This window comes from Kitasatospora sp. NPDC038210 (genome assembly GCF_055600605.1).
In genome coordinates this window covers 146,050-170,343 of the sequence record NZ_JBVJYK010000015.1, presented here as the reverse complement: position 1 = coordinate 170,343, position 24,294 = coordinate 146,050, and the positions used below count along the sequence as shown (strand labels likewise).

Annotated in this window: 27 protein-coding genes; 17 read left to right on the top strand and 10 right to left on the bottom strand. The window is 73.6% G+C overall.

Annotated features, from left to right (window positions below; all coding sequences use genetic code 11):
• Positions 1-54 precede the first annotated feature (54 nt).
• Positions 55-471, bottom strand: coding sequence for an SsgA family sporulation/cell division regulator (locus ACZ7KX_RS28575; RefSeq protein WP_350521792.1), 417 nt, complete (start codon positions 469-471; stop codon positions 55-57).
• Positions 472-983: 512 nt separating this feature from the next.
• On the opposite strand from ACZ7KX_RS28575, the gene ACZ7KX_RS28570 reads away from it, so the two are divergent.
• Positions 984-2,561, top strand: coding sequence for an RDD family protein (locus ACZ7KX_RS28570; protein WP_470328965.1), 1,578 nt, complete (start codon positions 984-986; stop codon positions 2,559-2,561).
• A 91-nt stretch (positions 2,562-2,652) separates the two neighbouring features.
• Positions 2,653-3,405: an RDD family protein gene (locus ACZ7KX_RS28565; RefSeq protein ID WP_470328964.1), complete on the top strand. Its 753-nt coding sequence runs from the start codon at positions 2,653-2,655 to the stop codon at positions 3,403-3,405.
• Positions 3,406-3,441: 36 nt separating this feature from the next.
• Here ACZ7KX_RS28565 and ACZ7KX_RS28560 read toward each other — a convergent pair whose 3' ends face one another.
• The gene (locus ACZ7KX_RS28560; RefSeq protein ID WP_470328963.1) at positions 3,442-3,732 is read right to left on the bottom strand and encodes a hypothetical protein; all 291 of its coding nucleotides are present in this window, start codon (positions 3,730-3,732) and stop codon (positions 3,442-3,444) included.
• 246 nt (positions 3,733-3,978) lie between these two features.
• Between ACZ7KX_RS28560 and ACZ7KX_RS28555 the strand changes: the two genes are divergently transcribed.
• The 4 genes from ACZ7KX_RS28555 to mycP all read left to right on the top strand — a co-directional run bounded on the left by ACZ7KX_RS28555 (position 3,979) and on the right by mycP (position 8,096).
• A complete protein-coding gene (locus ACZ7KX_RS28555; protein ID WP_350521796.1) occupies positions 3,979-4,680 on the top strand; it encodes an endonuclease V in 702 nt (233 codons plus the stop codon).
• Positions 4,681-4,777: 97 nt separating this feature from the next.
• Complete coding sequence (locus tag ACZ7KX_RS28550; protein WP_470328962.1) at positions 4,778-5,224, top strand: hypothetical protein; 447 nt, start codon at positions 4,778-4,780, stop codon at positions 5,222-5,224.
• Positions 5,225-5,262: 38 nt separating this feature from the next.
• Entirely contained in the window at positions 5,263-6,705 is a 1,443-nt protein-coding gene (locus ACZ7KX_RS28545) for a WXG100 family type VII secretion target (protein WP_470328961.1), read from the top strand.
• A gap of 86 nt (positions 6,706-6,791) precedes the next feature.
• Positions 6,792-8,096: a type VII secretion-associated serine protease mycosin gene (mycP, locus tag ACZ7KX_RS28540; protein WP_470328960.1), complete on the top strand. Its 1,305-nt coding sequence runs from the start codon at positions 6,792-6,794 to the stop codon at positions 8,094-8,096.
• Here mycP and ACZ7KX_RS28535 read toward each other — a convergent pair.
• Positions 8,090-8,653 (bottom strand): GNAT family N-acetyltransferase, encoded by a 564-nt coding sequence (locus tag ACZ7KX_RS28535; RefSeq protein ID WP_470328959.1) that lies wholly within the window; start codon positions 8,651-8,653, stop codon positions 8,090-8,092. The genes mycP and ACZ7KX_RS28535 overlap by 7 nt on opposite strands.
• Positions 8,654-8,860: 207 nt before the next feature.
• Between ACZ7KX_RS28535 and ACZ7KX_RS28530 the strand changes: the two genes are divergently transcribed.
• The gene (locus ACZ7KX_RS28530; protein ID WP_470328958.1) at positions 8,861-9,457 is read left to right on the top strand and encodes a DinB family protein; all 597 of its coding nucleotides are present in this window, start codon (positions 8,861-8,863) and stop codon (positions 9,455-9,457) included.
• Between the two features lie 70 nt (positions 9,458-9,527).
• Here the strand turns inward: ACZ7KX_RS28530 and ACZ7KX_RS28525 are convergent, their stop codons facing one another.
• Together ACZ7KX_RS28525 and ACZ7KX_RS28520 are read right to left on the bottom strand one after the other, a co-directional pair.
• Positions 9,528-9,968, bottom strand: a complete 441-nt coding sequence (locus ACZ7KX_RS28525; protein WP_350521802.1) for an RNA polymerase sigma factor — start codon at positions 9,966-9,968, stop codon at positions 9,528-9,530.
• A gap of 674 nt (positions 9,969-10,642) precedes the next feature.
• Positions 10,643-11,287 carry a hypothetical protein gene (locus ACZ7KX_RS28520; RefSeq protein ID WP_470328957.1) on the bottom strand — a complete coding sequence of 215 codons (645 nt, stop codon included), beginning with the start codon at positions 11,285-11,287 and terminating at the stop codon, positions 10,643-10,645.
• Between the two features lie 256 nt (positions 11,288-11,543).
• Here ACZ7KX_RS28520 and ACZ7KX_RS28515 point away from each other — a divergent pair, with 256 nt between their 5' ends.
• Positions 11,544-12,548, top strand: coding sequence for a hypothetical protein (locus ACZ7KX_RS28515; RefSeq protein WP_470328956.1), 1,005 nt, complete (start codon positions 11,544-11,546; stop codon positions 12,546-12,548).
• Between the two features lie 28 nt (positions 12,549-12,576).
• Here the strand turns inward: ACZ7KX_RS28515 and ACZ7KX_RS28510 are convergent, their stop codons facing one another.
• On the bottom strand, positions 12,577-13,167 hold the full coding sequence (locus tag ACZ7KX_RS28510; protein WP_350521805.1) for an isochorismatase family protein: 591 nt from the start codon (positions 13,165-13,167) through the stop codon (positions 12,577-12,579).
• A 338-nt stretch (positions 13,168-13,505) separates the two neighbouring features.
• Positions 13,506-14,840, bottom strand: coding sequence for a nicotinate phosphoribosyltransferase (locus ACZ7KX_RS28505; RefSeq protein WP_470328955.1), 1,335 nt, complete (start codon positions 14,838-14,840; stop codon positions 13,506-13,508).
• Between the two features lie 140 nt (positions 14,841-14,980).
• On the opposite strand from ACZ7KX_RS28505, the gene clpS reads away from it, so the two are divergent.
• From clpS to ACZ7KX_RS28470, 7 genes are all read left to right on the top strand, one after another.
• Entirely contained in the window at positions 14,981-15,274 is a 294-nt protein-coding gene (gene clpS, locus ACZ7KX_RS28500) for an ATP-dependent Clp protease adapter ClpS (protein WP_350521807.1), read from the top strand.
• Between the two features lie 91 nt (positions 15,275-15,365).
• On the top strand, positions 15,366-15,938 hold the full coding sequence (locus ACZ7KX_RS28495) for a DUF2017 domain-containing protein (protein WP_350521808.1): 573 nt from the start codon (positions 15,366-15,368) through the stop codon (positions 15,936-15,938).
• A gap of 299 nt (positions 15,939-16,237) precedes the next feature.
• Positions 16,238-17,692, top strand: a complete 1,455-nt coding sequence (locus tag ACZ7KX_RS28490) for an amino acid permease (RefSeq protein WP_470328954.1) — start codon at positions 16,238-16,240, stop codon at positions 17,690-17,692.
• A 144-nt stretch (positions 17,693-17,836) separates the two neighbouring features.
• Positions 17,837-18,268 carry a M67 family metallopeptidase gene (locus ACZ7KX_RS28485; RefSeq protein WP_470328953.1) on the top strand — a complete coding sequence of 144 codons (432 nt, stop codon included), beginning with the start codon at positions 17,837-17,839 and terminating at the stop codon, positions 18,266-18,268.
• Between the two features lie 139 nt (positions 18,269-18,407).
• Positions 18,408-18,527: a putative leader peptide gene (locus ACZ7KX_RS28480; protein ID WP_317621128.1), complete on the top strand. Its 120-nt coding sequence runs from the start codon at positions 18,408-18,410 to the stop codon at positions 18,525-18,527.
• A 120-nt stretch (positions 18,528-18,647) separates the two neighbouring features.
• Positions 18,648-18,926, top strand: coding sequence for a MoaD/ThiS family protein (locus ACZ7KX_RS28475; RefSeq protein WP_030242903.1), 279 nt, complete (start codon positions 18,648-18,650; stop codon positions 18,924-18,926).
• A gap of 72 nt (positions 18,927-18,998) precedes the next feature.
• Entirely contained in the window at positions 18,999-19,967 is a 969-nt protein-coding gene (locus tag ACZ7KX_RS28470) for a PLP-dependent cysteine synthase family protein (RefSeq protein ID WP_470328952.1), read from the top strand.
• A gap of 25 nt (positions 19,968-19,992) precedes the next feature.
• On the opposite strand, the gene ACZ7KX_RS28465 is transcribed toward ACZ7KX_RS28470, so the two are convergent.
• Positions 19,993-20,454, bottom strand: coding sequence for a type II toxin-antitoxin system PemK/MazF family toxin (locus tag ACZ7KX_RS28465; protein ID WP_470328951.1), 462 nt, complete (start codon positions 20,452-20,454; stop codon positions 19,993-19,995).
• A gap of 260 nt (positions 20,455-20,714) precedes the next feature.
• Here ACZ7KX_RS28465 and ACZ7KX_RS28460 point away from each other — a divergent pair, with 260 nt between their 5' ends.
• Together ACZ7KX_RS28460 and ACZ7KX_RS28455 are read left to right on the top strand one after the other, a co-directional pair.
• Positions 20,715-20,906, top strand: coding sequence for a MerR family transcriptional regulator (locus tag ACZ7KX_RS28460; protein ID WP_350521811.1), 192 nt, complete (start codon positions 20,715-20,717; stop codon positions 20,904-20,906).
• Positions 20,907-21,114: 208 nt separating this feature from the next.
• On the top strand, positions 21,115-21,861 hold the full coding sequence (locus ACZ7KX_RS28455; RefSeq protein ID WP_396550581.1) for an MBL fold metallo-hydrolase: 747 nt from the start codon (positions 21,115-21,117) through the stop codon (positions 21,859-21,861).
• A gap of 28 nt (positions 21,862-21,889) precedes the next feature.
• Here ACZ7KX_RS28455 and ACZ7KX_RS28450 read toward each other — a convergent pair whose 3' ends face one another.
• Positions 21,890-23,176, bottom strand: a complete 1,287-nt coding sequence (locus ACZ7KX_RS28450) for an LLM class flavin-dependent oxidoreductase (protein WP_470328950.1) — start codon at positions 23,174-23,176, stop codon at positions 21,890-21,892.
• Positions 23,173-24,282, bottom strand: coding sequence for an LLM class flavin-dependent oxidoreductase (locus ACZ7KX_RS28445; protein WP_470328949.1), 1,110 nt, complete (start codon positions 24,280-24,282; stop codon positions 23,173-23,175). The genes ACZ7KX_RS28450 and ACZ7KX_RS28445 overlap by 4 nt, the downstream gene beginning before the upstream one ends.
• Positions 24,283-24,294: the final 12 nt, after the last annotated feature.

The following is a 24,294-nucleotide window of genomic DNA, read 5'->3' as shown; positions in this document are numbered from 1 at the left end:
TGCTTCCTCGCTCCGGTGCGTGGTGCTGCGCGCGCTGCATGCTGCGGCGCACGCCTACGCGAGCAGCTCGGCGAGCGAACCGTCCATGTCCAGCGCGGCCAGCTCGCTGCCCGGCGGCACCAGGCGGTGCGCCCGCTCCAGCCAGGCCGCGACGGCCGGCAGCGGCGCCTCCAGCAGCGCGTCGCCGGCGGGCGAGCTCAGCGCCAGACAGAGCACGCTGCGCCGGCCCGACCGCGTCGGCCAGATCCGCACGTCGCCCTGGCCGCACGGGCGGAAGGTGCCTTCGACCAGCAGCTCGCGGGCGAACACCCAGGTCACCGGGGAGCCGGTGTCCAGGTGGAAGGTGATGTAGACCGCGTACGGGTCGTGGCTGCCGTAGGACAGCCGCGCCGGGACGGGGACGCTGTGCTCGGGCGAGAGCACCAGGTTGAGTTCCAGCTCGTGCTCGACGACGCTGACGTGGCGTTCCATGATCGTCTTCCTCTCTGCCTGCGGGGTGTGCCCGGTTCCGGGCCCTGTGACCTTTGAGAGGGCGGTCCGCACCGGCTCTTACACACGTTTCCGGGATTTCTTCGGGAAGTTCGACGAGGGGTGGTGAAGGGGGCGGTCGCGCGGCGTGCGAGCGTTCGCCGCGCGCCTGGTTCTTTATCGCGAGCGGCCCGGCGCTGTCCGGGGATTCGCGAACTTCCCGTCAGGGCTCCGACGAGGTACTACCCTTTGTGACTGCCCGGCGACTGTCCGCCCATCGGTGGTGCCCCACGCGCGCCGAGCGCCGGGCGCGCCGGGTTGTGCGCGCGGGCGGACGCGGCGCACGTCGACTCACGGTTCCACCGGCTCCACTGGCTTCGTCGGCTCCACCGGCTCCACCGCTCCACTGGTTTCGTCGGTCCCGGGCGGCCGCATCCGGCTCTCCCGCGGCCCTCGCCGCCCGCCACCGTCCTTCTCCTTGCCCTCGTCAGGACCTGCCAGGAAAGAAGACCCCCATGACGGACCGCTCCTTCGCCGACGGAGGCGACCCGGCCGTCGCGCCCCAGCCGGGCTACTACCCCGACCCCTCCATCCCCGGCTTCGTCCGGTACTGGGGCGGCTCGGCCTGGGTGCCCGGCACCAGCCGGCCCGCGCCCGCCGAGGGCGAGCTGCTGGAGCCGCCCCGGTACGCGGCCCGGCGGCCCGCCCCGGGCCGACCGCCGGCGCGGGCGGTGCCGCCACCGGTGGTTCCGGCGGCCGCCGTGCCGGCGCCTGCGCCCATGCCGGTGCCGGAGGGGCGGCCGCCGGCGGGCGGGGGCGACACCGGGCCGGTGTACTTCGACCAGACCACGGGCGGGGCGTCCTTCGTGATCGGGCCGCGGGTGGCGGAGGTGATCGGCGGTCCGGTGTTCCGGACGGTCGGGCCGGCGTCGTCGACGTCGTCGGCCGCGGGCGCGGGCGCCGGGGGCACCGCGATGTCGGACCCGTCGTTCGGGGAGGGGGGCCCGGCGGGCGCGGCGTTCGCCGGGGGCTTCGCGGAGCCGGCGGTGGCCGCGCTGCCCGGGCCGGCGCCGGCGCCGGTGCCGGAGGCGGCCCCGGGGGAGTCGGGATGGCAGGCCGATCCGGGGGCGCAACGTGGGCTGATGGAGACCGGCGGCGCGCCGCGCTGGGTCTCCTGGGGGGTGCTTCCGGGGGCGCCCGACGAGGAGGACGGGCGTGCGGAACCGGAGCGCGCTCCGGCAGCCGTGGCGCCGGCTGCCGCCGTCGCACCCGCTGCGGCAGTGGCCCTGCGGAAGGCCCCGGCTCCGTCCGTCGAAGCCGCGCCCGTCGAAGCCGCACCCGTTGAATCCGCACCCGTTGAATCCGCGCCCGCCGAGGTCCCGCCCGTCGAGGCCGCGGGTGCGGTGCCGGTGGTGGAGGAGACGGCGGCCGAGGGGACGGGCCCCGGTGGCTCCGCCACGGGCGCTGCGCCTGCCAAGTCGGCCGGGTCCGCCGGTTCCGCGAGGCGCGGTGCACCCGCCGCCGTCGCCCCGACCGCCCCGCTGCCCGCCGTGGGGCCGGCCCGGAAGGCCGCCGCCCGTCGTCGCTCCGCCGCCCCCGCCGCGGTGCCGGCCGGGCTGGGGCGCCGGCTCGCGGCCCGGGCGGTGGACACCGTCGTGCTGCTGGTGGTCGCCGTCGCCGCCGCCATCCCGCTCGGACGCTCGGTCTCCGACCACCTCCAGCAGAAGCTCGACCAGGCCCGGATGGCCAGCGCCCTCACCCGCCGTCAGGTCCAGGTCTGGCTGGTGGACGACGTGGTGCTGGGCAAGATCGCCGTGCTGATCGGCATCCTTCTCCTCGTCGGCCTGCTCTACGAGGTGCTGCCGATCGCCCGCACCGGCCAGACCTTCGGCAAGCGGCTGGCCCGGATCCGCGTGGTGGACGCCGCGTCCCCCGCCCGCACCCGGCTGAGCCTCGGCCGGTCACTGCTCCGGTGGACCGTGCGACAGGTGGGCGCGGTGCTGCTGCTCGGCCTGGTCTGGCCGGTGTTCGACCGTCCGGCGAGGCGCGGCTGGCAGGACCGCGCGGCCCGCACCCGGGTGGTGCGGGTCTGAGACGCCGAGCCCCTCGGCCCTTCCGTGGCAGCGACAGCAAAACGGGCGAAATATCCCGAACCCTGAGAATGTGTGATGTTCTACTCGGGGCATGAGCACCCACGACCCCTCAGGCCCCCAGCCGGAGGGGGGCGGCAAGCCCTCCTTCGACAAGCAGTCCCCCCAGCCGGGCGGCGGCGCGCCGGAAGGCGAGCCGTCGGGCCCGACCCCGCCCGAAGAGCCGCCGCAAGGCCCGCCCGGCGGTGAGCCCGGCGGCCCCGGCGCCTACCAGGGCACCTACGGCGGGACCGCGCAGAGCGGACCCGCCCACGGCCGGACCCCGTACGACCACAATCCGTACGACCAGCCCCCGCCCGGCTACGGCACCGGCTACGGCCCCGGCGCGTACGGGACGCCCGGCGGCGGACCCGTCCCCGGCATGCCGCCGCTCGGCACCTGGCCCAAGCGGATCCTCGCCCGGCTGATCGACTACCTCCTCGTGCAGGCCGTCGCCCTGATCGTGGTGGGCCCCTTCGTCGACCTCGGTGCGCGCAGCGGCTCCGCCGAGGCGTTCTGGCTCGCCTGCCTCATCTACCTCGTCTACGACGCCCTGATGCTCAGCCGGGACGGCCAGACCCTCGGAAAGAAGGCGACGAAGGTCCGCGTCGCCATGCTCATCGACGGCAACATCCCGACCCAGTCCGCCGCCTGGACCCGCTCGGCGGTCTTCATCCTCCCGGCCCTGCTCTGCTGCGCCGCCCTCTGGTGGGTCATCGACCTGCTCTTCGGCGTCTTCGACAAGCCGTACCGGCAGTGCATCCACGACAAGGCCGCGAAGACCGTGGTGGTCACCACGGAAGTCTGAGCGGCGGCGCGGAACGCTCCTGCGCCCGGCGGCGGATCAGCGCTGCCGGGCGTACGCGCGCTCGGGGGCGGTCGGGCCGGCCGGGGTGGCGCGGGGCGTCTCGACCGGGCCCGGCTCGGTGGTTGCGGCGGTGCCGGCGGTCGCGGCAGTGGCCGCCGAGCGGGAGAGCGACAGCACCGTCACCACGGTGCCGAGTGCCAACGCGACGACCACCACGACCGCGACCGCCAGGACGCCCGAGGCGCCCGAAACGGCCAGCAGCGCCACCGTGGCGGCGACGACGGTGAACGAGCCGAGGCAGGCCTGGGCAGCGGAGGGACGCGGCATGGCGGGGGTCCTTCGCACGTCGGGGGAAACGGGCGGGAGTGGTGCCGGTTCCAGGAGTCCTACCCGGCACGGCAGTTCGATACGTCCAGGCTAGTCCCCCCACCCGGGAGCACAGGGGGCGCACGGGCTCACCCCGGGGTCGTCCGCCCCGGTCTGTACGGTGAACCGCAGCGCGTCGACGACACGCACCACCACGCAAACGCCGCGCCCACCGCGCAGCACCACCACTCCCCGGGGGAACCGACCGTGCCCGTGCCCGCCGACTGGCCCACCACCGAGGCCGCAGCACTCGCCGAACAGCAGCGGCTGCGCCCGCTCGTCCGGGCCCACGACGACGAGGACGCCCCCGGTGACCTGATCGCCGGCGTGGACGTCGCCTACGACGACGACCGCGACCTCGTCGTCGCAGCGGCCGTCCTGCTCGACCGGGACACCCTGGACGTCGTCGAACAGGCCACCGCCGTCGGCCGGATCGCCTTCCCCTACCTCCCGGGACTCCTCGCCTTCCGCGAACTCCCCGCCGTACTCGACGCACTGGCCGCCCTCACCCGCACCCCCGACACCGTCGTCTGCGACGGCTACGGCCTCGCCCACCCCCGCCGCCTCGGCCTCGCCAGCCACCTCGGCGTCGTCACCGGCCTGCGCACCCTCGGCGTTGCCAAGACCCCCTTCACCTTCGACCACCACGAACCCGACGCGCCCCGCGGCTCCTGGACCCCGCTCACCGACCCCGCCACCGGCGAAGAAGTCGGCCGCGCCGTCCGCACCCGACCCGGCGTCAAACCCGTCTTCGTCTCCGTCGGCCACCGGATCGGCCTCGACACCGCCGTCCGCACCACCCTCGACCTCGCCCGCCGCTACCGCCTCCCCGAGACCACCCGGCACGCCGACTCCCTGTGCCGCCGCGCCCTCGCCGAAGCCCTGCGCGACGGGACGACCGCGAACTGACCAAGCCCGGGGCAGGATTCGGAACCGGTGTGTTAGACATGAGGCACCGGGGCCCGGCCCCGACCGCCAGGGACGGACGCACGGGGGAGGCGCCGAAATGGGATCAGGCACGGGTACCGGTTCGACCGGCGGAGCCGGCCAGGGCTACCGCGTCGAGATCGAACAACTCCGCGCCTTCGCCGGCCAAGTGCGGCTCCTGCTCGCCGACTTCCAGAAACACGCCGACGGCACCGACACCCACGGGCGCAGCGGCGTCGGCAAGAACGCCTTCGGCGAGTTCGCCGAAGCCGCCGAGATCCACGGCCGCTACAGCACCATGCGGGACGCGCTGCGCGACGTCCTCAACCAGCTCCAGGAAGCGGTGAACGAGGCCCAGCTGAACGCCGACCTCACCGCCACCAACTACGAGGAACAGGACCAGCACACCGCGCAGAAGCTCAAGCTCAACGGTGACGGCTGGTCCGTCGCACAGCCCTCCGCCACCAGCCAGGCCGCGCACGAGAAGAACCTCACCCCGTCCAACCGCGGCAACGCCACCATCTAGCGGCCGCCCGCCCGGACCCGAACGGAGGCGAACCGCCCGTGGTCTACACCGACTTCACCAAGTACAGCCACGCCCAACTCCGCACCATGGCACAGGCCCTCGACCCCGGTGCGGTCATGGCCGCCGGCGACCCCTGGCGCGCGGCCTCCGACACCCTCAAGCAGATCCGCCTGACCCTCACCAATGCCAGCACCGAAGCCGCCACCACCTGGGAAGGCACCACCAGCGACGCCTTCCACACCCGCATGCTCAACCTGGCCGCCGGCATCAACAACGCCGCCGCCTACGCCAACGACGCGGCCAACATCCTCCACAGCGTCTCCGAGGCCATGGCCAAGGCCAAACGCGAGATGCCCGAGGAGCCGGGCAACTGGGACACCTTCAAGGACCACGTCGGCGACGGCCTCGCCTCCGTCTTCGGCGGCGGCGACGACGAACACATCCCCATCGCCGACCGCAAGAAGGCCGAAGCCGCCACCGTCATGCAGACCCTCGCCATGCACTACCGCATCGCGACCCCGGCGCTGAAGGCTCCGCAGCCCTACGATCCGAAGAAGCCGCCGACGAGGATCGAATCACCTGACGGGGGCTCGCAGGACGATCCGAGCGGGGCGGCGGCCGCAGCGGCCGCGATGGTGTCGGGTACGTCGATCGGCGTGTCGGGAGTGTCGTCGCGGGTGACCGGCGGACCGTCCGTGCAACGACCGAGGTCCGCCCAGTCCCCGACGGCGGCGCGCTCCGCCGTGAAGGGTGCGTCGGTTCCGACGGACTCGGGCATCAAGGGCGGCACGGCGCAGGCTCCGGCGAAGCCGTCGGGTCCTCCGAGTCGTGGTCCGGGTGACGGGATCTCCGGCAGGCCGGTGCCCGTTCCGAGCGGGACCGTGCCGAGCCCAGTGCTCGCCGGGACGCAGCCCTCCGGGCTGGACGCAGTCCAAACCGGGAGACCTGCCAACGGGCCGCTCGGGGGCGGTGGCGGGCATGAGACCGTCCGACCTGCGGCCCCGAACCCGGCCCCTTCGCCGATCGGGCCGGTTGTCGGCCAGGGCAAGGTCGGCGCCGGTGACAGGAGACTGTCTGTCGGCGTCGCGCCGGTGGAGGGCGCTGCGCCGCGCGGTGGGCGGGTCGGCGGTGGCGAGGTCTCCTCGGGAGCCGGAGGGCGTGGACTGCCGCCCGGAGGCAAGCAGACGACCGGGTCTCCGGTGCGGCCGATCGGTTCCGCCGGGGAGACGGCGAAACCGGGGGCGGGATCACCGGGCAAGCAGGCGTTCACGGAAGGCGGATCCGGGCTGGGAGCGCGGAATCGAGTCCGGAGCGAGCCGGGTGCCGCGAGTGCGAACGGCATGTCGCCCGGCGTCCCGCCGAGCGGGGCACAGGGACGCAGGAAGGACCGCGAGAAGGACGGCAAGCGGCCGGACTACCTCGTCGAGGACGAGGAGACCTGGGCGTCGGACGAGCCGGCGAACCCGAACGTGGTGGAATGAGGCCGGTCCGTGGACGGACGGGTGATCTGATCGCATCCCGCAGGTCGGTGGTCTGCGGGATGCCTCGCTGAGTGGGGTGACCAGGTTTGACGAGCCGCCGGGTGGCGCGTGGTGCGGCGGCTCTGGCCGCCGCCGTACTGATGGTCGGCTTTGCCGTTCCGGCGGCCTCGGCCGATCAGGTCAGGGACCAGCAGTGGCCTCTGACGTTCTTCGAGGCCGAGGCGAAGGTCTGGACGGTCAGCCAGGGCGACGGGGTGGTCGTCGCGGTGATCGATACCGGCGTGAACCAGGACCATCAGGATCTGACCGGGCAGGTGCTTCCCGGTGCTGACTTCTCCGGCGGAGCCACGGACGGCCGCCTGGACCAGGACGGTCACGGCACCGCGATGGCCAGCCTGATCGCCGGGCACGGGCACGGTGCACAAGCAGGGGTGATGGGCCTGGCCCCGAAGGCGAAGATCCTTCCGGTTCGGGTGACGACGGACGCGGACAACCCCAGCCCCGGCGCTTCGCAGAATCCTGACTCCTCGCAAGGTGCTGATTCCCCGAAGAGCGAACTCGCGGAGGCGATTCGTTTCGCGGTGGACCACAACGCGAAGGTCGTCAACATCTCGCTCTCCGGGGTGTCGCGATTCGACTCGCAGCTGCGAAAGGCTGTCAACTACGCGGTGTCGAAAGACGTCGTGGTGGTGGCCGGGACGGGCAACAGCGGGTCGGGCCTGGCCGGCGTCGAGTACCCGGCCGCCTTCCCCGGGGTGGTGGCCGTGGGAGCAGCGGACTCCAAGGGAGCCGTGTGGGAACGATCCACACCAGGTTCCGAGACGACACTGGTTGCGCCCGGCGTGGGGATCTACCACGCTTCGGCGACCGCGACGAGTTACGCATCGGGGAGCGGCACCTCCGACTCGACCGCCTACGTCTCCGCCACTGCCGCGCTCATCCGGTCCAAGTACCCGGACCTGTCGGCCGGGCAGGTCATCAATCGGATGATCAAGTCGGCTACCCCTCCCGCCAACGGGACGGTCGTGCCCAACAGCCACTACGGCTACGGGATCCTCGCGCCCGCGAAGGCGCTGGAGCCGAACCCGGCCGTGGACGGCGGGCCTCGGGAGAATCCGCTGGCGAAGCGGCCGGAGACCAAGGGGACGCCGCCCGGCGACGACGCGAGCGACGACACGGACCAGCCGTCCGTGGAGCCCCCGGTGCCCGCGGCCGCCGGTGGTGGGGGCGGGGGCGACACCGGGCTCGTGATCGGCGCGGCGGCGGCCGGCGCGGTGGTCCTGGGGCTGTCGGCGGTGGCGGTGGTCCAGGCGCGGCGGCGGAGGCGGGCGGCGGCCGGGGGAGCCCAGCCGCCGTACCAGCAGCCTCCGCACGGCGGGACGTATCAGTGAGTGCTCAGCCATTCCTCCCGTAGGGCGGCCATGTGGAGGACGTCCCAGTAGCGGCCGTCCCAGTGGTGGGCCTGGCGGGCGCGGCCTTCCAGGGCGAAGCCGGACTTGCGGTAGGCGCGGGCGGCGCGTTCGTTGTACTCGAAGACTTCGAGCCGGACGCGGTGGAGGCGGACGGTCTCGAAGGCGTGGCGCAGGACCAGGAGGGTGGTCTCGGTGCCGATGCCGCGGCCGGTGCTGTCCGGGGTGAGGGCGATCCGGTACTCGGCGGAGGCGTTGTCGGGGTCGACGTCGGTGAGGGCGGTCTCACCGAGGAAGCGGCCGGTGGCGGGGTCCTCGACGGCGAGGTCGAGGCGGTCGGGCCGGTCGGCGCGGGTGGTGCACCACTGGTGGATCCGGTCGCGGGTGAAGCGGGTGCGGGTGCCGGTGAGCCGGTTGGTCGTCTCGTCGGAGCAGAGCTCCCACATCGGGTCGGTGTGGCGTCCGTCGAGGGGGACCAGGCGGACGGTGGGCCCGTGCAGGGTGGGTTTCACGGCGAGCGCGGCTAGGTCGGCGGTCATGCGGTTCAGGATGGTGGGACGGTTTCCGGTTCGTCCACGCATTTTCGTCCGGTCGGTCCGGTCGGTCCGGTCGGTCATTTCGGCGGCGGCGAGGTCGGCTCGGGCGATGCGGGGACCGAGGACCCGGGGGCGGACTGGCAGGATTTCGGTGGCCGCTGGCGTTCCTGCCGCTGGTGGGGTGTCCGCGGTGGCGGCCATGCTGGGCACATGAGCACTTCTGAGAACGCGGGGACCTCCGAGACTGCCGGGACTCCGGTGACCGCCGCCGCCGGGGAGATCGTCCCCGACACCAAGGACTGGACCTGGGTGCTCGAACGCCCCTGCCCCGACTGCGGGTTGGACACGCCGCGGGTGGTGCGCGAGGACGTCGCCGGGATGATCCGGGCGAACGCGGAGGGCTGGCTGGCGGTGCTGGCCGGGGACGAGGAGGAGCTGCGTCGCCGGCCGGAGCCGGGGGTCTGGTCGCACCTGGAGTACGCGTGCCACGTCCGGGACGTCTTCCGGCTGTTCCACGTCCGGCTGAACCTGATGCTCGACCAGGACGACCCGCTGTTCTCGAACTGGGACCAGGACGAGACGGCCGTCGCCGAGCGCTACGGGGAGCAGCTGCCGCGGGTGGTGGCCGGGGAGTTGGCGGAGGCGGCGGAGACGCTGGCTGCGGGCTTCGAGCGGGTGACCGGCGAGCAGTGGCGGCGGACCGGGAGCCGGAGCGACGGGGCGCGGTTCACCGTCGAGTCGTTCTCCCGGTACCTGATCCACGACCCGGTGCACCACCTGGTCGACGTGACGGGCGAGCGGGTCTGAGGCCGTCCGGAGGGCGCGCGGGGCCGCACGGCGGGGCACGGGGAGCGCGTGGGCCGCGTGGCGCCCGAGGTCACCAGCCGGAGGCCTCGCGCAGCATGGTGCGGCGCAGCCGTCCGGCCACGCTGGCGGCGTCGGTGCCGATGACGTCGGCGATCTCGGGGGCGGCGAGGCCGACGACGTAGTGCAGGATCGCCAGGTCGTCGTCGGCCGGGTGGCGGTCCGGGTCCGGCGGCTCCCGGCGGGTGCGCTCGGCGACGGTGCCGCGCAGGATCTCCCAGGCGTGCGCGGTCGGATTGGAGCTTCCCATCAACTCGCGCCAGTGCACCGCGATTTCGGCGAACGCCTGCTGGACGGCGATGGCCGCGTCGCCGTGCTCGGTCAGCCACACCCTGGCGTAGCTGAGGTACCGGGGGCGGTGGAGCTCACAGAAGGCCGTGAACTCCAGTGGTACGTCCTCCGGCTCGCCGGGCCCCGGGGGTGGCTCGGCTGAAGTCGCGTGACGGTTGGTCATCTCGTCTTCTCGGAAAGGGAGATGGGTTTCTGACGGTCGATCATCTGTGCTCACTCTACGGTAGGCCCTCGGTGCGCTGGGTGACCAATCCGATGGAATGCCCGGAACCCGCTGCCGCCCGGCCGGTTCCGGTGGCGACCGGGTGCGACGGGGCGGTGGAGCGGTCGGGCGGGGCTGGCGGGGGGCCGGCGCCGGTCCGGCGGGGTGGTGCTGCGCAGTGACGTGGGAAGCGTAGGTGCGAGAGCGTCGCGGCTGGTCAGAGGGTGTGGAACGGCCGTGGCTGCAAGGCAGTTGATGTGCCACCGTAGGCCCTCCGGAGGCTGGCGTCCACGCCCACGGCGCGAACCCGCGCCCGCACAACCACCCGCACAACCGCACTCACGACCACAACGGCGATCACCGTGACGAGGGATGCGGATGCGGGTACGGGCGTCACCACGACCACACGCATGGCCCTATCCGGGACCGCGCTCGCGGAGTGGGCACGGGCCGTGCACCACCGCGGGCGCCGGCGTGCGGGGGTGTCCGTCGGTGCACGGGGTGTCCTCCGGGGTCCGTCGACGTCCGTCGACGTCCGTCGATCGTGCCCCGGCGGCCGGAACTGGCCTCGGCGGCCGGGGCGGTGCGGACGGACGGTGCGGTCGTCCGTCGGGGGGTGTCCGTCGGGGTGGTCGTCAGGTGGTCGTGCGGGCCTCCGACGGGGAGATCCGGTCGGCGGCGGTGTCCCGCTCGATCTGGGCGGGGAAGGACTCGACGGCCCGCCGCCGGGCGGCCTGTGCGGCCGTGGCTGCCGCGGCCGCAGCCGCCACGGCTGCCCCGGCGGCCGCTTCCTCGCGCTCGCAGCGGTGCGCCGTCCCGCCGGCGTGCGTCCCGCCGGCGTGCGCCCCGGTGGTGTGTGCACCGGGGCCGTGCGTCCCGCCCGGGTGCGCCCCGCCCGCGTGAACCGTCGGTGCGTGCCCACCGGAGCCCCGCCCCGGCGCCCGTCGCCGGCCGCCGACGGCGGCCCGGGCGGCGTGTTCCTCGGCCGCCTGTCTAGCGGCCAGGTAGGCCTGCACCGCCGCCATGCCGTAGACCGGCTGGATGAGCTGGTGGCCCTTGAAGAACGGTCTGGCCGGGGCGAACCCGGCGGCGACGACCAGGTCGCGGATCTCTGCTATCTCGGCCTCGCTGCGGGCGGTGAAGCGGACCTCCCAGCCCTTCTTGTACGTATGGCCCTTCTCGCCGCTGCGGCGGGCGGGGTCCGGGCGGCGGACGTATCCGGGCAGGCGGCCGAGGCGGAGCTGGGCCGCGCGGAGGCCGGCGGTCTCGTCACGTGACATGACGTAAGCCTAGGCAATCCCCGGGGCGGGATTGACGCCTGGAGGGTCCCTCGCCGTATGCCTTTGGTCACTCTGGGTCAGGCGACCAGGTCGACGATCGTTTTCGATCAGATATGGCAACCGGCTGGGCGTCAATTACTCCAAATGAGTGAGGGTATGAGGACTTTAGTGCGGGCTGATCCCGGTTTAGCGACGGTTGCGTAACAGTGCGTCAGGCTCCCGGTCGCGGGTCGGGGTGGTTGGGGATGGTGTCGGCATGAGCTACCGGATTCCCTCGCCTCCGCCGTCGCTGGAGGAGCTGGCGAAGCGTCAGCAGAACGTCGTCACCGCGAGTCAGCTGCGCGCCCGGGGCGTGCCGGCCCGCGTCATCACCGAGCACTGCCGTCGGGGCGGCCCCTGGCAGCGGATGCTGCCGCGGGTCTACCTGCTGCAGTCCGACGGGCCGACCCCGGAGCAGCGGATCTGGGCCGCGCTGCTGTACGCCGCGCAGAACGGCCGTGAGGAGGGTCGTCGCGAGGGGGCGGTGATCACCGGTGCGGCCGCGCTGGCGCTGTACGGCTTCGCGGCCGTGCCGCGGCTGCCGGCGGTGACCGGGGTGGACGTCCTGGTCCCCCGTCAGCGTCGGCTGAAGGACGTCGGCGAGGTGCGGATCCGGCGCACCGAGCGGGAGTTGGTGGCCCACTCGGTGCACGGCCTGGCCTGCGCGCCGGTGGCCCGGGCGGTCGCGGACGCGCTCGGCGAGTGGACGGCGGTCCCGGGAGCCCCGGCGCCGGTGCGCGAGGTGCTGCGCGAGGCCGTCTCCCGTCGCGAGAACGGCTGCACGGTGCGGGAGTTGGCCGTGGAGCTGATCGAGTCCGGGCTGACCGACGAGCCCCGGGTGCGTGCCGCGCTGGACGAACTCCTCGCGGCCGAGCGGGACTCGGTGCTGGAGCGGCTCGGCCACCTGGTGGACGAGTGGCTGCTGCCGGTCCCGTTGAACGCCCCCGAGCTGCGGATGCGCGGCGGTACGTACATCGCCGTCCCGGACCTCTACTGGCCCGAGCGCGGTGTCGCGGTGGAGGTGGACTCGGACCTGCGCTGCGTCAGCGAGGGCGAGGCCGCCTGGGTGCGCGGCGGCCAGCACCGGATGGAGTACCTGGGCATCCGGGTGGTGTACGTCTCCGGCGCCCGGCTCGCCGCCGACCCGGACGCGGTCGGCGGCGAGCTGCGCGAGGCCCACCTGGCCGGCGGTACGGACGTGGTGGAGCTGCTGGTGGTCTGAACCGGAGGTGCCGCGGGCGCCGGGTGCGTCAGGAACGGACCACCGGCGCGCCGACCAGCTCGACCCCGGCCGCCCGCAGCTCCTCCAGCGCGGCGGCGGTGGTCTCCGGAGCCACCCCGGCGGTGAGGTCCAGCAGGACGCGGGTCGCGAAGCCCGCCCGGGCGGCGTCCAGCGCCGTCGCACGGACGCAGTGGTCGGTGGCGATGCCCACCACGTCGACCGCGTCGACCTGCCGCTCGCGCAGCCACTCCACCGGACCGCGGTTGTTCTCGTCCAGCCCCTCGAAGCCGCTGTACGCCGCCGAGTGGGCGCCCTTGTCGAAGACCGCCTCGACCGCGCCGGAGATCACGGAGGGCGCGAAGTTGGGGTGGAAGCCCACGCCCTCGGTGCCGGCCACGCAGTGCGGCGGCCAGCTGTCGACGTAGTCCGGCTCGGCGGAGAAGTGCGCACCCGGGTCGATGTGGTGGTCGCGGGTGGCGAGGATGTGCTGGTAGCCGGGGGAGGACTCGGCGATCAGGTCGGTGATGGCGGCGGCCACCTCGGCGCCGCCGGCGACGGCCAGGCTGCCGCCCTCGCAGAAGTCGTTCTGAACGTCGACGACGATCAGTGCCCGGTGCATGGCTCGCATCCTCGGATGTCGGGGGCCCGCGGGAGGCGGCGCCCCGGTGGGGGAGCCCTCGGGAGTACTCGGCCCGGCGGTGCGGGCTCGGGGGGTTCTCGGGGAGCTCCGGGGAACTCTACGGCTGACTCTAGGGAGTGCCGCGCGGGGGCGGAAGCCCCGGGGCCCGTCCGGTGGCCGGACCGGAGGCGGGTCCGGTGGTCCGGACCGGTGCCTCCGTGCGGGCGCCCGCACGGGCGTCCGCGTCCGTCCGCGGGCGGGCCGTCCGTCCGGACGGGGTATGTCGGTCGCCGGACGGGGTGCGTCGGACGGGGTGCGTCGGTCGGGGCCGCGCCCCGTCAGAGCACCACGTCGGCCGGCAGGAGCAGCTCGGTCGGCAGCACCGGGTCGCCCTTGGAGAGCTGGGTGGCCGACAGCGGCAGCGCGGCCCGGGCGCGGACGTGGCGCTCGCGCGCGGCGCTCAGCGGCTCCCGGCCGACCGTCTCGCCGGCCCGCACCAGCGGCACCTGCACGAGGTGCGGCCGCAGCTCGTCCGGGACGGGCCCGGTGCCGACCACCTCGGCCTCGGCCACGCCGTCGGCGTCGGGCCGGCGGGCGGCCCACTTGCGGCCGCCGATGCTGGTCTTGCCGCCGGCCGCGCGCTTGGCCACCGGCACGAGCGGACCGCCGTCCGTCCCGGCGCGGGCGACCAGCTTGTAGACCATCGCGCAGGTCGGGTGCCCGCTGCCGGTGACCAGGCTGGTCCCGACGCCGTAGCCGTCCACCGGCGCGGCGGCCAGGGCGGCGATCGCGTACTCGTCCAGGTCCGAGGTCACGATGATCCGGGTGTTCCCGGCGCCCAGCTCGTCCAGCTGGCGGCGGACCCGGTGGGCCAGCAGGGTGAGGTCGCCGGAGTCGATCCGGACGGCGCCCAGCTCGGGGCCCGCGACCTCGACGGCGGTGCGCACGGCCTCGTGCAGGTCGAAGGTGTCGACCAGCAGCGTGGTGCCCTTGCCCATCGAGGCGATCTGGGCGCGGAAGGCGTCCCGCTCGCTGTCGTGCACCAGGGTGAAGGCGTGCGCGGCGGTGCCGGTGGTGGGGATGCCGTGGGTGAATCCGGCCTCCAGGTCGGAGGTGGCGGCGAACCCGGCCACGTAGGCGGCCCGGGCCGCGGCGACGGCGGCCTGTTCGTGGGCCCGGCGGGCACCCATCTCGATCACCGGGCGGCCGCCGGCGGCGGCGGTCATCCGGGAGGCGGCGGCCGCGATCGCCGAGTCGTGGTTGAGGATCGAGAGGATCACCGTCTCCAGGATCACCGCCTCGGCGAAGCTGCCCTCGACGGTGAGCAGCGGCGAGCCGGGGAAGTAGACCTCACCCTCGGGGTAGCCGTGGATGTCGCCGCGGAAGCGGTAGTCGGCGAGGAAGCGCAGGGTGTCCTCGTCGACCACGTCCTGTCCGGACAGCCAGTCGAGCTGGGCGCTGGAGAAGCGGAAGTTCTCGACGGCGTCGAGCACCCGGCCGGTGCCGGCCATGACGCCGTAGCGGCGGCCGTTCGGCAGGCGGCGGGTGAACACCTCGAAGACGGAGCGGCGGTGCGCGGCCCCGCTGCGCAGGGCGGCCTGCAGCATGGTGAGCTCGTAGCGGTCGGTGAGCAGCGCGGTCGAGCCGGCCGCGCGCACTGAAGTGGCGTCCATGAGGATGATGCTACTACCACTTAGCGTCAGAGTGACGATTTCTCCCCGAGCGGACCGGGTCGGAATCGCCCGGGTGTCCCCCGGATGGCAGCATGGGGCTTGAGGACCAACGGACGAGTGTGCAGCGAGGAGGACCCGGCGTGAGTGTCGCGCCCGCAGAGATCGAGCGCCCTGAGGTCGAGGGGCTGCCGGTGACAGAGCCGGACACGCCCTGGGTGACCATCGTGCACAACGACGCGGTCAACCTGATGAGCTACGTCCAGTACGTGTTCCAGGCCTACTTCGGCTACCCGAAGGACAAGGCCCGGAAGTTGATGATGGACGTCCACACCAAGGGGCGGGCGGTGGTCTCCAGTGGCTCCCGCGAGGAGATGGAGCGCGACGTCCAGGCGATGCACGGCTACGGCCTCTGGGCGACGCTGCAGCACGACTGACGCCGGGCCGACGGGCCGGGCGGCCGCGCGCCGACCGGCCGAACGCCGACCGCACGACACGAAGACGACGAAGACGGGCTGACCGATAGAGATGGCTGGGTTGTTCGAGAGCACCGGCGGTGGCGGCGCGGCGATCGCGCTGGACGAGTGGGAGGCCTCCATCCTCCGCTCGCTGGAAGTGCAGTTGCTGGAGCTGATCGGCCCCGGCCCGGGCGGGGAGGGCGGCGACCCGTTGGCCGCGCTGTTCGCCGAGGGCCCGACCGAGGCGCCCGCCGACCCGGTGCTGAACCGCTTCTTCCCGGACGCCTACCGGGACCCGGAGAAGCCGGACGACGAGGAGGCCCGGGCCGCGTCCGGGGAGTTCCGCCGCTTCACCGAGCTGGACCTGCGGGCCCGCAAGCGGGACGACGCGCTGTTCGTCGTCCGGGCGCTGGACGGTCTCGGCGGCGCCGGGGTGCTCAAGCTGGGCGCTCCCGACGTGCTGCGCTGGCTGGGTGCGCTGAACGACCTGCGGCTGGCCCTCGGCGTGCGGCTGGAGGTCACCGAGGACGACGAGGAGGGCCTCTACGCGCTGCCGGACGGCGACGAGCGCAAGCCGCTGGTGATGGCGTACCTCTGGCTGGGTGCGCTGCAGGAGTCGCTGCTGGAGGCGATGGCCGACTGAGCGGCGCCGGTCGGGCGGACGGCCCCGGTCAGGTGAACGGGGCCTGAACTCAAGGGAGTTCCCGCGTGTACGCGGGGCGTCGCGGTTCTCTCCCGTTCGCACTTCCGGGATGATCCTGCCCGCTTTCGGGCAGGCCCCGGCGGTTGGGTCCAGCATGTGGACGATCAGCCGCGGCTTTTCCCTCCAAAATCGGGCAAACCCTGCCAGGGCATGCTCAAATATCGCTCAGATGGACACCGCTATCCGGATCGTGCGTGGTACGACTTCTCCACCCCCGAGACCGAGCAGGACGGTGCACCATGGCCGAGAAGTCGTACGACCACGTGGTCGACACCAAACCGGACGAGGAGGGCTACGAGCGGGGACTCGGCAGCCGCCAGATCCAGATGATCGCGATCGGCGGAGCGATCGGCACCGGGCTCTTCCTCGGCGCCGGCACCGCGATCTCCAAGTCCGGCCCGAGCCTGATCCTCTCCTACGCCGTCGCCGGCGTGGTGATCTTCGTGATCATGCGCGCCCTCGGTGAACTCCTCACCTACCGCCCGGTCTCCGGCAGCTTCGCCGAGTACGCGCGGGAGTTCCTCGGCCCCTTCGCAGGCTACGTGACCGGCTGGACGTACTGGCTGTTCTGGGTCGTCACCGGCATGGCGGAGACCACCGCCGCCGCCGTGTACGTGAAGTTCTGGGCGCCCGGCATACCCCAGTGGGCCAGCGCGCTGACCTTCCTGGTCGTCCTCTACGCGGCCAACCTGATCTCGGTGAAGCTGTTCGGCGAGATCGAGTTCTGGTTCTCCATGGTCAAGGTCACCGCCATCATCGGCATGATCCTGATCGGCATCGGGGTGCTCACCCTCGGCTTCAGCAAGGCCGGTGACACCGCGTCGATCACCCACCTGTGGCAGGACGGCGGCTTCTTCCCCAAGGGCATCGGCGCCACCGTGATGACCCTTCAGATCGTCATGTTCGCCTACCTGGGCGTCGAACTCGTCGGCGTCACCGCGGGCGAGAGCGAGAACCCCGAGAAGACCCTGCCGCGCGCCATCAACACCCTGCCCTGGCGCATCGCGCTGTTCTACATCGGCGCACTGGTCGTCATCCTCTCGCTCGTGCCGTGGACCGAGTTCCAGCCCGGCGTCAGCCCGTTCGTCGCCGCCTTCGGCAAGATCGGCATCCCGGCCGCGGCCGGCATCATCAACTTCGTGGTGCTCACCGCCGCACTCTCCTCCTGCAACTCCGGGATGTACTCCACCGGCCGCATGCTGCGCGACCTCGCCCTGCGCGGCCAGGCCCCGGGGCAGCTCACCAAGCTCAACTCCCGCCGCACCCCGGCCTTCGCGATCACCGTCTCCAGCCTGCTGATGGGCCTCGGCGTGGTGCTCAACTACCTCGTCCCGGCGCGGGCGTTCGAGTACATCACCTCGGTCGCCACGGTCTGCGGCCTGTGGACCTGGGCGATGATCCTGATCTCCCAGATCCGCTACCGCCGGGCCTGGCAGGCCGGCCGCCTGCCGGCGCCCAGCTTCAAGGCCCCCGGCGGCGCCTGGGTCAGCTGGGCCGCGCTCGCCTTCCTCGCCCTGGTCGTGGTCCTGATCGGCCTGGACGAGGACAACCGGATCTCGCTCTACGTGTTCCCGGGCTGGGCCCTGGTGCTGGTGGTCGGCTACCGCTTCCTGCGGCGCCGCGACCCGCAGGCCGTCGACGGCCCCGCCCAGGAGGCCGGCCGCGACCACGCGCAGGTCGCCAACGGCGGCTGATCCCGGGCCTCGTACGGACACCGGCCCACCCGGCGGGCGCCCCCGCCGGGAGGGCCGGTGTCCGTCGCCCACCCCGCGGACGCCCGCCGACCGCGCCTCGGACGCCCCGGCGGACACCCGCCGGGGCGTGGCTATCCTGACCGCATGCTGACCATCACCCGAGAACTCCGCGACCGGATCGTGGCCCACGCCCGCGCCGACCACCCGGACGAGGCCTGCGGCGTGGTCGCCGGCCCGGCCGGCAGCGGACGGCCCGAGCGGTTCATCCCGATGCTCAACGCCGCCCGCTCGCCCACCTTCTACGAGTTCGACTCGGGCGACCTGCTCAAGCTCTACCGCGAGATGGACGACCGGGACGAGGAGCCGGTGATCGTCTACCACTCGCACACCGCGACCGAGGCCTACCCCTCGCGCACCGACGTGAGCTACGCCTCCGAGCCGTTCGCCCACTACGTCCTGGTCTCCACCGCGGACGGCAACGGCGAGGACGACCCCTACCAGTTCCGCTCGTTCCGCATCGTGGACGGCGAGATCACAGAGGAAGACGTCCAGGTCGTCGGGACGTACCAGGTCTGACCGGCACCCGCCCGGACGCGGCCCGCCGACCGCCGGCGAGCGACCGGCGGGCCCGCGCCGTCTCAGCACCGGGGACGGGAACATCCGGATCCCGAGACGGGCATGTCTAAGCGGGCCCGGGAATCTATACGATGAGCCCATGCGTTCCGTCGATGTGAGCAACCAGGCCCCGGGCACCCGCCTCGTGGCGCGCCTGCACATCGACCTGTGCCGGCACGCCGGCGCGATCTGTCCAGGCACGCCCGCGCGCTCGCGCTGAGAGCCGCCGCACCCCACCCGGGACCGCCACCCCTGCGGCGGCGCCGAGCCCCGGGCACCCGTCCGCCCTGCCGCGCCCGCTGCGGCCCACCCACTCCACGACTCGCACAGGAGCGCACCCATGGCCATCGAGGTCCGCATCCCGACCATCCTCCGCACCTACACCGACGGCGCCAAGGCCGTCGAGGGCAACGGCAGCAACCTCGGGGAACTCTTCACCGACCTCGACGCCCGGCACCCGGGCATCGCCGCCCGCCTGGTCGAGGGCGGCGAGCTGCGCCGCTTCGTCAACGTCTACCTGAACGACGAGGACGTGCGGTTCCTGGAGGGCATCTCCACCGCCCTCGCCGACGGTGACAGCGTCACGATCCTGCCCGCCGTGGCCGGCGGCGCCCGCTGACCTCCCGGTTCCCCCGCCACCGGCGGGGGAACCACCCCTCGTGACCCTCACCGCCGTGGCCGGAGGCCTCCCTTGCGTTACGACAGTCCGCTCGAAGCCGTCGGCAACACCCCGCTCGTCCGCCTGCCGCGGCTGTCCGCCGCCGTTCCCGGCAACGCCGAGGGCCTGGTCAGCCTCTGGGCCAAGCTGGAGGACCGCAACCCGACCGGCTCGATCAAGGACCGCCCGGCGCTGCACATGATCGAGCGCGCCGAGGCCGACGGCCGGCTCACCCCGGGCTGCACCGTCCTGGAGCCCACCAGCGGCAACACCGGCATCTCCCTCGCCATGGCCGCCAAGCTCAAGGGCTACCGGATGGTCTGCGTCATGCCCGAGAACACCAGCGAGGAACGGCGCGAGCTGCTCCGCATGTGGGGCGCCGAGATCATCCCCTCCCCGGCCGCCGGCGGCTCCAACACCGCCGTCCGGATCGCCAAGGAGATCGCCGCCGAGCACCCCGACTGGGTCATGCTCTACCAGTACGGCAACCCCGACAACGCGGGTGCCCACTACACCGGCACCGGCCCCGAGATCCTCGCCGACCTGCCGACCGTCACCCACTTCGTGGCCGGCCTCGGCACCACCGGCACCCTGATGGGCGTCGGCCGCTACCTGCGCGAGAAGGTCCCCGGCGTGAAGATCGTCGCCGCCGAACCGCGCTACGACGACCTGGTGTACGGGCTGCGCAACCTCGACGAGGGGTTCGTCCCCGAGCTGTACGACGCCGAGGTGCTCACCACCCGCTTCTCCGTCGGCTCCGCGGACGCCGTCCGCCGCACGCGTGAACTCCTGCAGCAGGAGGGCATCTTCGCGGGCGTCTCCACCGGCGCCATCCTGCACGCGGCGATCGGCGTCGGGCGCAAGGCGGCGGCCGCGGGGGAGCGCGCGGACATCGTCTTCGTGGTCGCCGACGGCGGCTGGAAGTACCTGTCCACCGGCATCTACACCGCCGAGTCCACCGAGGCGGCGGTCGAGGCGCTGCAGGGCCAGCTCTGGGCCTGAGGCCCGGACCCGGACCCGGCCCCGGCTAGTTCAGCACCTTCTGCGCCCGGGCCCACACCTGCCGGTCCACCGTGCCCGCCCGGCGGCGGAACGCCGACAGCGGCACCTCGCGCAGCTCGTCGGTCTCCAGCCAGCTGGACCGGCCCTGGCGGTCGCCGACCGAACCGGGCGGCAGCGGCAGCACCCCCGGTCGCTCGGCGTGGTGCTTGCTGGTGATCTTCGCGACGGTGGCCGTCCGGCCGTGCACCCGCAGCACCAGGCACGGGCGGTCCTTGGAGCCGGGGCCGTCCTCGAACGGCACCTCCGCCCACCAGATCTCCTGCGGCTCCGGGCGGGCCGCCCGGGTGCTCGGGCGCGGCCGCGGGCCGGTCGGCCCCGCCGGGCGCGCGGCCGGGCGGGTGCGCCGCGCCAGCACCGCCGCGACGGCCGCCACCAGCGCGATGCCGGCCAGTGCCAGGACGACCCAGGTACCAGTCATGCCGTTCATGCGGCGAACCGTACCGGGCCGACGGCGGACGCCACCACCGTGCCGACCATGACAGTTGAGTATTTGTCCCCGCGTTGCTCCCGGTTCGTCACGGAACCGCCACGGTGCCCGTTCTGTGCCGAACGCCCGCCCCGCTCCGGGGAGGCTGCGTCACGAACGCCCGCCCCGCCCCGGAGGTGCCTCGTGAGTGAGCGACGTGAACGAAGCGAGCGAACGGTCGACGAGCGAACGGCCGACCGGAGAACGGTCGGGGGGTGCGCGTGAGCCGCGACGACGAACCGTGGTCCTACGCCGAGATCGCCCGGCACATCGGCGTCCGGCCCGACACCGTCCGCAGCTACCGGCGGCACGGACTGCTGCCCGACCCGGACGCGACCGACGGCAGCGGCCACCCCCGCTGGTACCCCGACACCATCCGCGCCTGGGCGCGCAACCGCCCCCGGCACCGCTGATCCCACCCGCGCCCCCGCCCCCCGCCGCCGTCCCCGGCGTTCTGGTGATTCCAGCCACAGCCCGGCACGGGGACGGGGGCAAAGTGCCGCTCCACCCTTACCCTCGACACACCAATGCAGTGCTACCGGCCGGTCCACCGGCCCGGCCTGCCGTTTTCCATGCCGTTTTCCAGCAGCAGCCAGGACGTGTCGGGGCGGAGGGGCTCGGATGAAACTGACCGTGGTGGGGTGCTCGGGGAGCTTCCCGTCCGCCGACTCGCCCTGCTCCAGCTACCTGGTCGAGGCCGAGGGCTACCGCGTCGTCCTCGACCTCGGCAACGGAGCCCTCGGCGCCCTGCAGAAGTACACCGGCCTCTACGACGTCGACGCCGTCCTGCTCAGCCACCTGCACGCCGACCACTGCATCGACCTGTGCGCGTACTGGGTGGCCCGCAACTACCGCGCCGAGGGCTGCCCCGACCCGCTCCCGGTGTACGGCCCGGCCGGCACCGCCGAGCGACTCGCCCGCGCCTACGACATGCCGGAGAACCCCGGCATGAAGGAGGTCTTCGAGTTCCGCACCCTCACGCCGGGCAGCTTCGACCTGGGCCCGTTCCGGGTGGACGTCGCGCAGGTCAACCACCCCGTCGACGCCTTCGCCTTCCGCCTCGGACACGGCGGCCGCTCGATCGTCTACAGCGGTGACACCGGCGAGAGCACCGAGCTCGTCGAACTGGCCCGCGACACCGACCTCTTCCTCTGCGAGGCCGCCTACATCGACGGTCGGGACACCTACCGGGCCGTCCACCTCAACGGTCGCGAAGCCGGCGAGCACGCCACTGCCGCCGGCGCCCGCCGGCTCGTCCTCACCCACATCCCCCCGTGGACGGACGCCGAGCACAACCGCCGCGACGCGGCCGCCGCCTACGCCGGCCCGGTCGAGATCGCCCGCGCCGGCGCGGTGTACGAGGTCTGACCGGCCGGCGGGGGCTCGACGACGGGCCTCAGGGCCGCCGGGGGACGGGCAGTCCGAGGTGGTCCCGCAGGGTCGGGCCGGTGTAGTCGGCGCGGAACACCCCGCGTTCCTGGAGCAGCGGCACCACCCGGTCGACGAACTCGTCCAGGCCGCCCGGGGTGAGGTGCGGGACGAGGATGAACCCGTCGGCGGCGTCGTTCTGCACGAAGTGGTCGATCTGCGCGGCGACGGTCGCGGGGGAGCCGACGAAGGACTGCCGGCCGGTCACCTCGATGACCAGTTCGCGGGTGGTCAGCCCCTTCTCCGCGGCGACGGCCCGCCACCGTTCGGCGACGGCCCTCGGGTCGCCGAACCGGACCCGGCCCTGGACGAGCGTGCTGTCCGGCTCGGGGTCGATGTCCGGCAGCGGTCCGTCCGGGTCGTGGTCGGAGAGGTCCACGCCCCAGACCTGCTCCAGGAAGGCGATCGCGGTCTGCGGGCCGACCTGCGCCCGGCGGACCTCGGCGGCGCGTTCGTCGGCGTCGGAGTCGGTGTCGCCCAGGACGAAGGTGGCCCCGGGCATGATCTTCAGCTCGTCCGGCCCGCGCCCGTACGCGGCGAGCCGGCGCTTGACGTCCGCGTGGAAGGCCTGGCCGGCGGCGAGGGTGGAGTGCCTGGTGAAGACCACGTCGGCGGTGGCGGCGGCGAACTCCCGGCCCTCCTCGGAGTCCCCGGCCTGGATCACCACCGGGTGGCCCTGCGGCGGTCGCGGCAGCGAGAGCCGGCCCTCGACCTCGAACTGCGGGCCGCGGTGCCGGACGCCCTCCTCCCCGGCGTCCCAGAACTCCTTTGCCAGCCGGACGAATTCGGCGGCCCGGGTGTAGCGGTCGGCGTGGTCCAGGTAGCCGCCGCGGCGGAAGTTCTCGCCGGTGAAGGCGTCCGAGGAGGTGACCACGTTCCAGGCCGCGCGGCCGCCGGAGAGGTGGTCCAACGAGGCGAAGCGGCGGGCCAGTTCGTACGGTTCGTTGAAGGTCGCGTTGACGGTGGCGGCCAGCCCGAGCCGCTCGGTGACGGCGGCCAGCGCGTTCAGCACGGTGATCGACTCGGGCCGGCCGACCACGTCCAGGTCGTGGATGAGGCCCTTGGACTCGCGCAGCCGCAGGCCCTCGGCGAGGAAGAAGAAGTCGAACCTGCCGCGCTCGGCGGTCCGTGCGAGGTGGCGGAAGGAGTCGAACTCGATGTGACTGCCGGAGGCCGGGTCGCTCCACACCGTGGTGTTGTTGACGCCGGGGAAGTGCGCGGCCAGGTGGATCTGCTTGAGCGGACGGTCCGTCATCGGGTCGCCTCGGCGAACGCGGCGGGAACGGGGGATGCCGGGGTGGCGGCGACGGCGACGACGTCGGCGGTGGGCTCGGTGGCGTAGCGGCTGGTCGGCCGGGCCAGGCCGAGGTGGTCGCGCAGGGTGCGGCCGGGGTACCCGGTGCGCAGCAGCCCGGCGGAGCGCAGGGCCGGGGCGATCCGGTCGGCCAGGGCGGCGAGGTCGCGCACCGGGTCGGCGGGGACGAGGTGGAAGCCGTCGACGCCGTTGCCGGTCGCGGTGAGTTCGGCGAGCAGGCGCTCCTCGGCGGCGCGGTCGGCCCGGTCGGCGCGGTCGGTTCGGTCGGGTCGAGGGGGGAGGGCGATGTCGAGCCGGGCGAGGATCCGCAGGTTCTCGCCGGCGCGCAGTCGCAGCTCGGTGGCGGCGGTCAGTCGGGCGGCCCGGTCGGGGGCGTCGAGCAGGACGACGTCGGCGTGCCGGATCGCGGCGGTGGCCCTGGCACGTCCGCCGGGCGGGGCGTCCGGCGCGAGGTCGGAGGCGGCCACCGGCAGCACGACCACCGGGCGGCCCTGCGGCGGGCGCGGGGTGATGGACGGGCCGCGGACCGAGAAGTGCCGGCCCTCGAAGTCGACGTAGTGCAGCTTGTCGCGGTCGACGAACCGCCCGGTGGCGGTGTCGCGGATCTCCGCGTCGTCCTCCCAGCTGTCCCAGAGCCGGGCGGCGACCTCGACGGCGTCGGCCGCCTCGGCCCACAGTGCGTCGGCCGGGGCGACCGGGCGGCGGCCGAAGGCCCTCGCCTCGGCCTCGGTCGCGGAGACGCCGACCAGCCAGCCGGCCCGGCCGCGGCTCACCCAGTCCAGGGTGTTGACCGAGATCGAGGTGTGGAAGGGCTCGGTGTGGGTGGTGGTGACGGTCGGCACCAGTCCGATCCGGCCGGTCAGCGGGGCGATCCGGGCGAGCGCGGCGAGCGCGTCGGGTCGGCCCGGCTCGGCGGCGAAGGAGTCGTCGAGGGTGACGAAGTCCAGGGTGGCCCGCTCGGCGAGGCCGGCGAGGGCGGCGTAGTGCCCGGCGTCGAAGCGGCCGGGGCTGTCGAGGGCGGCGGACAGGTGGAGCTGGCGGGGCATGGCGAGCCTGAC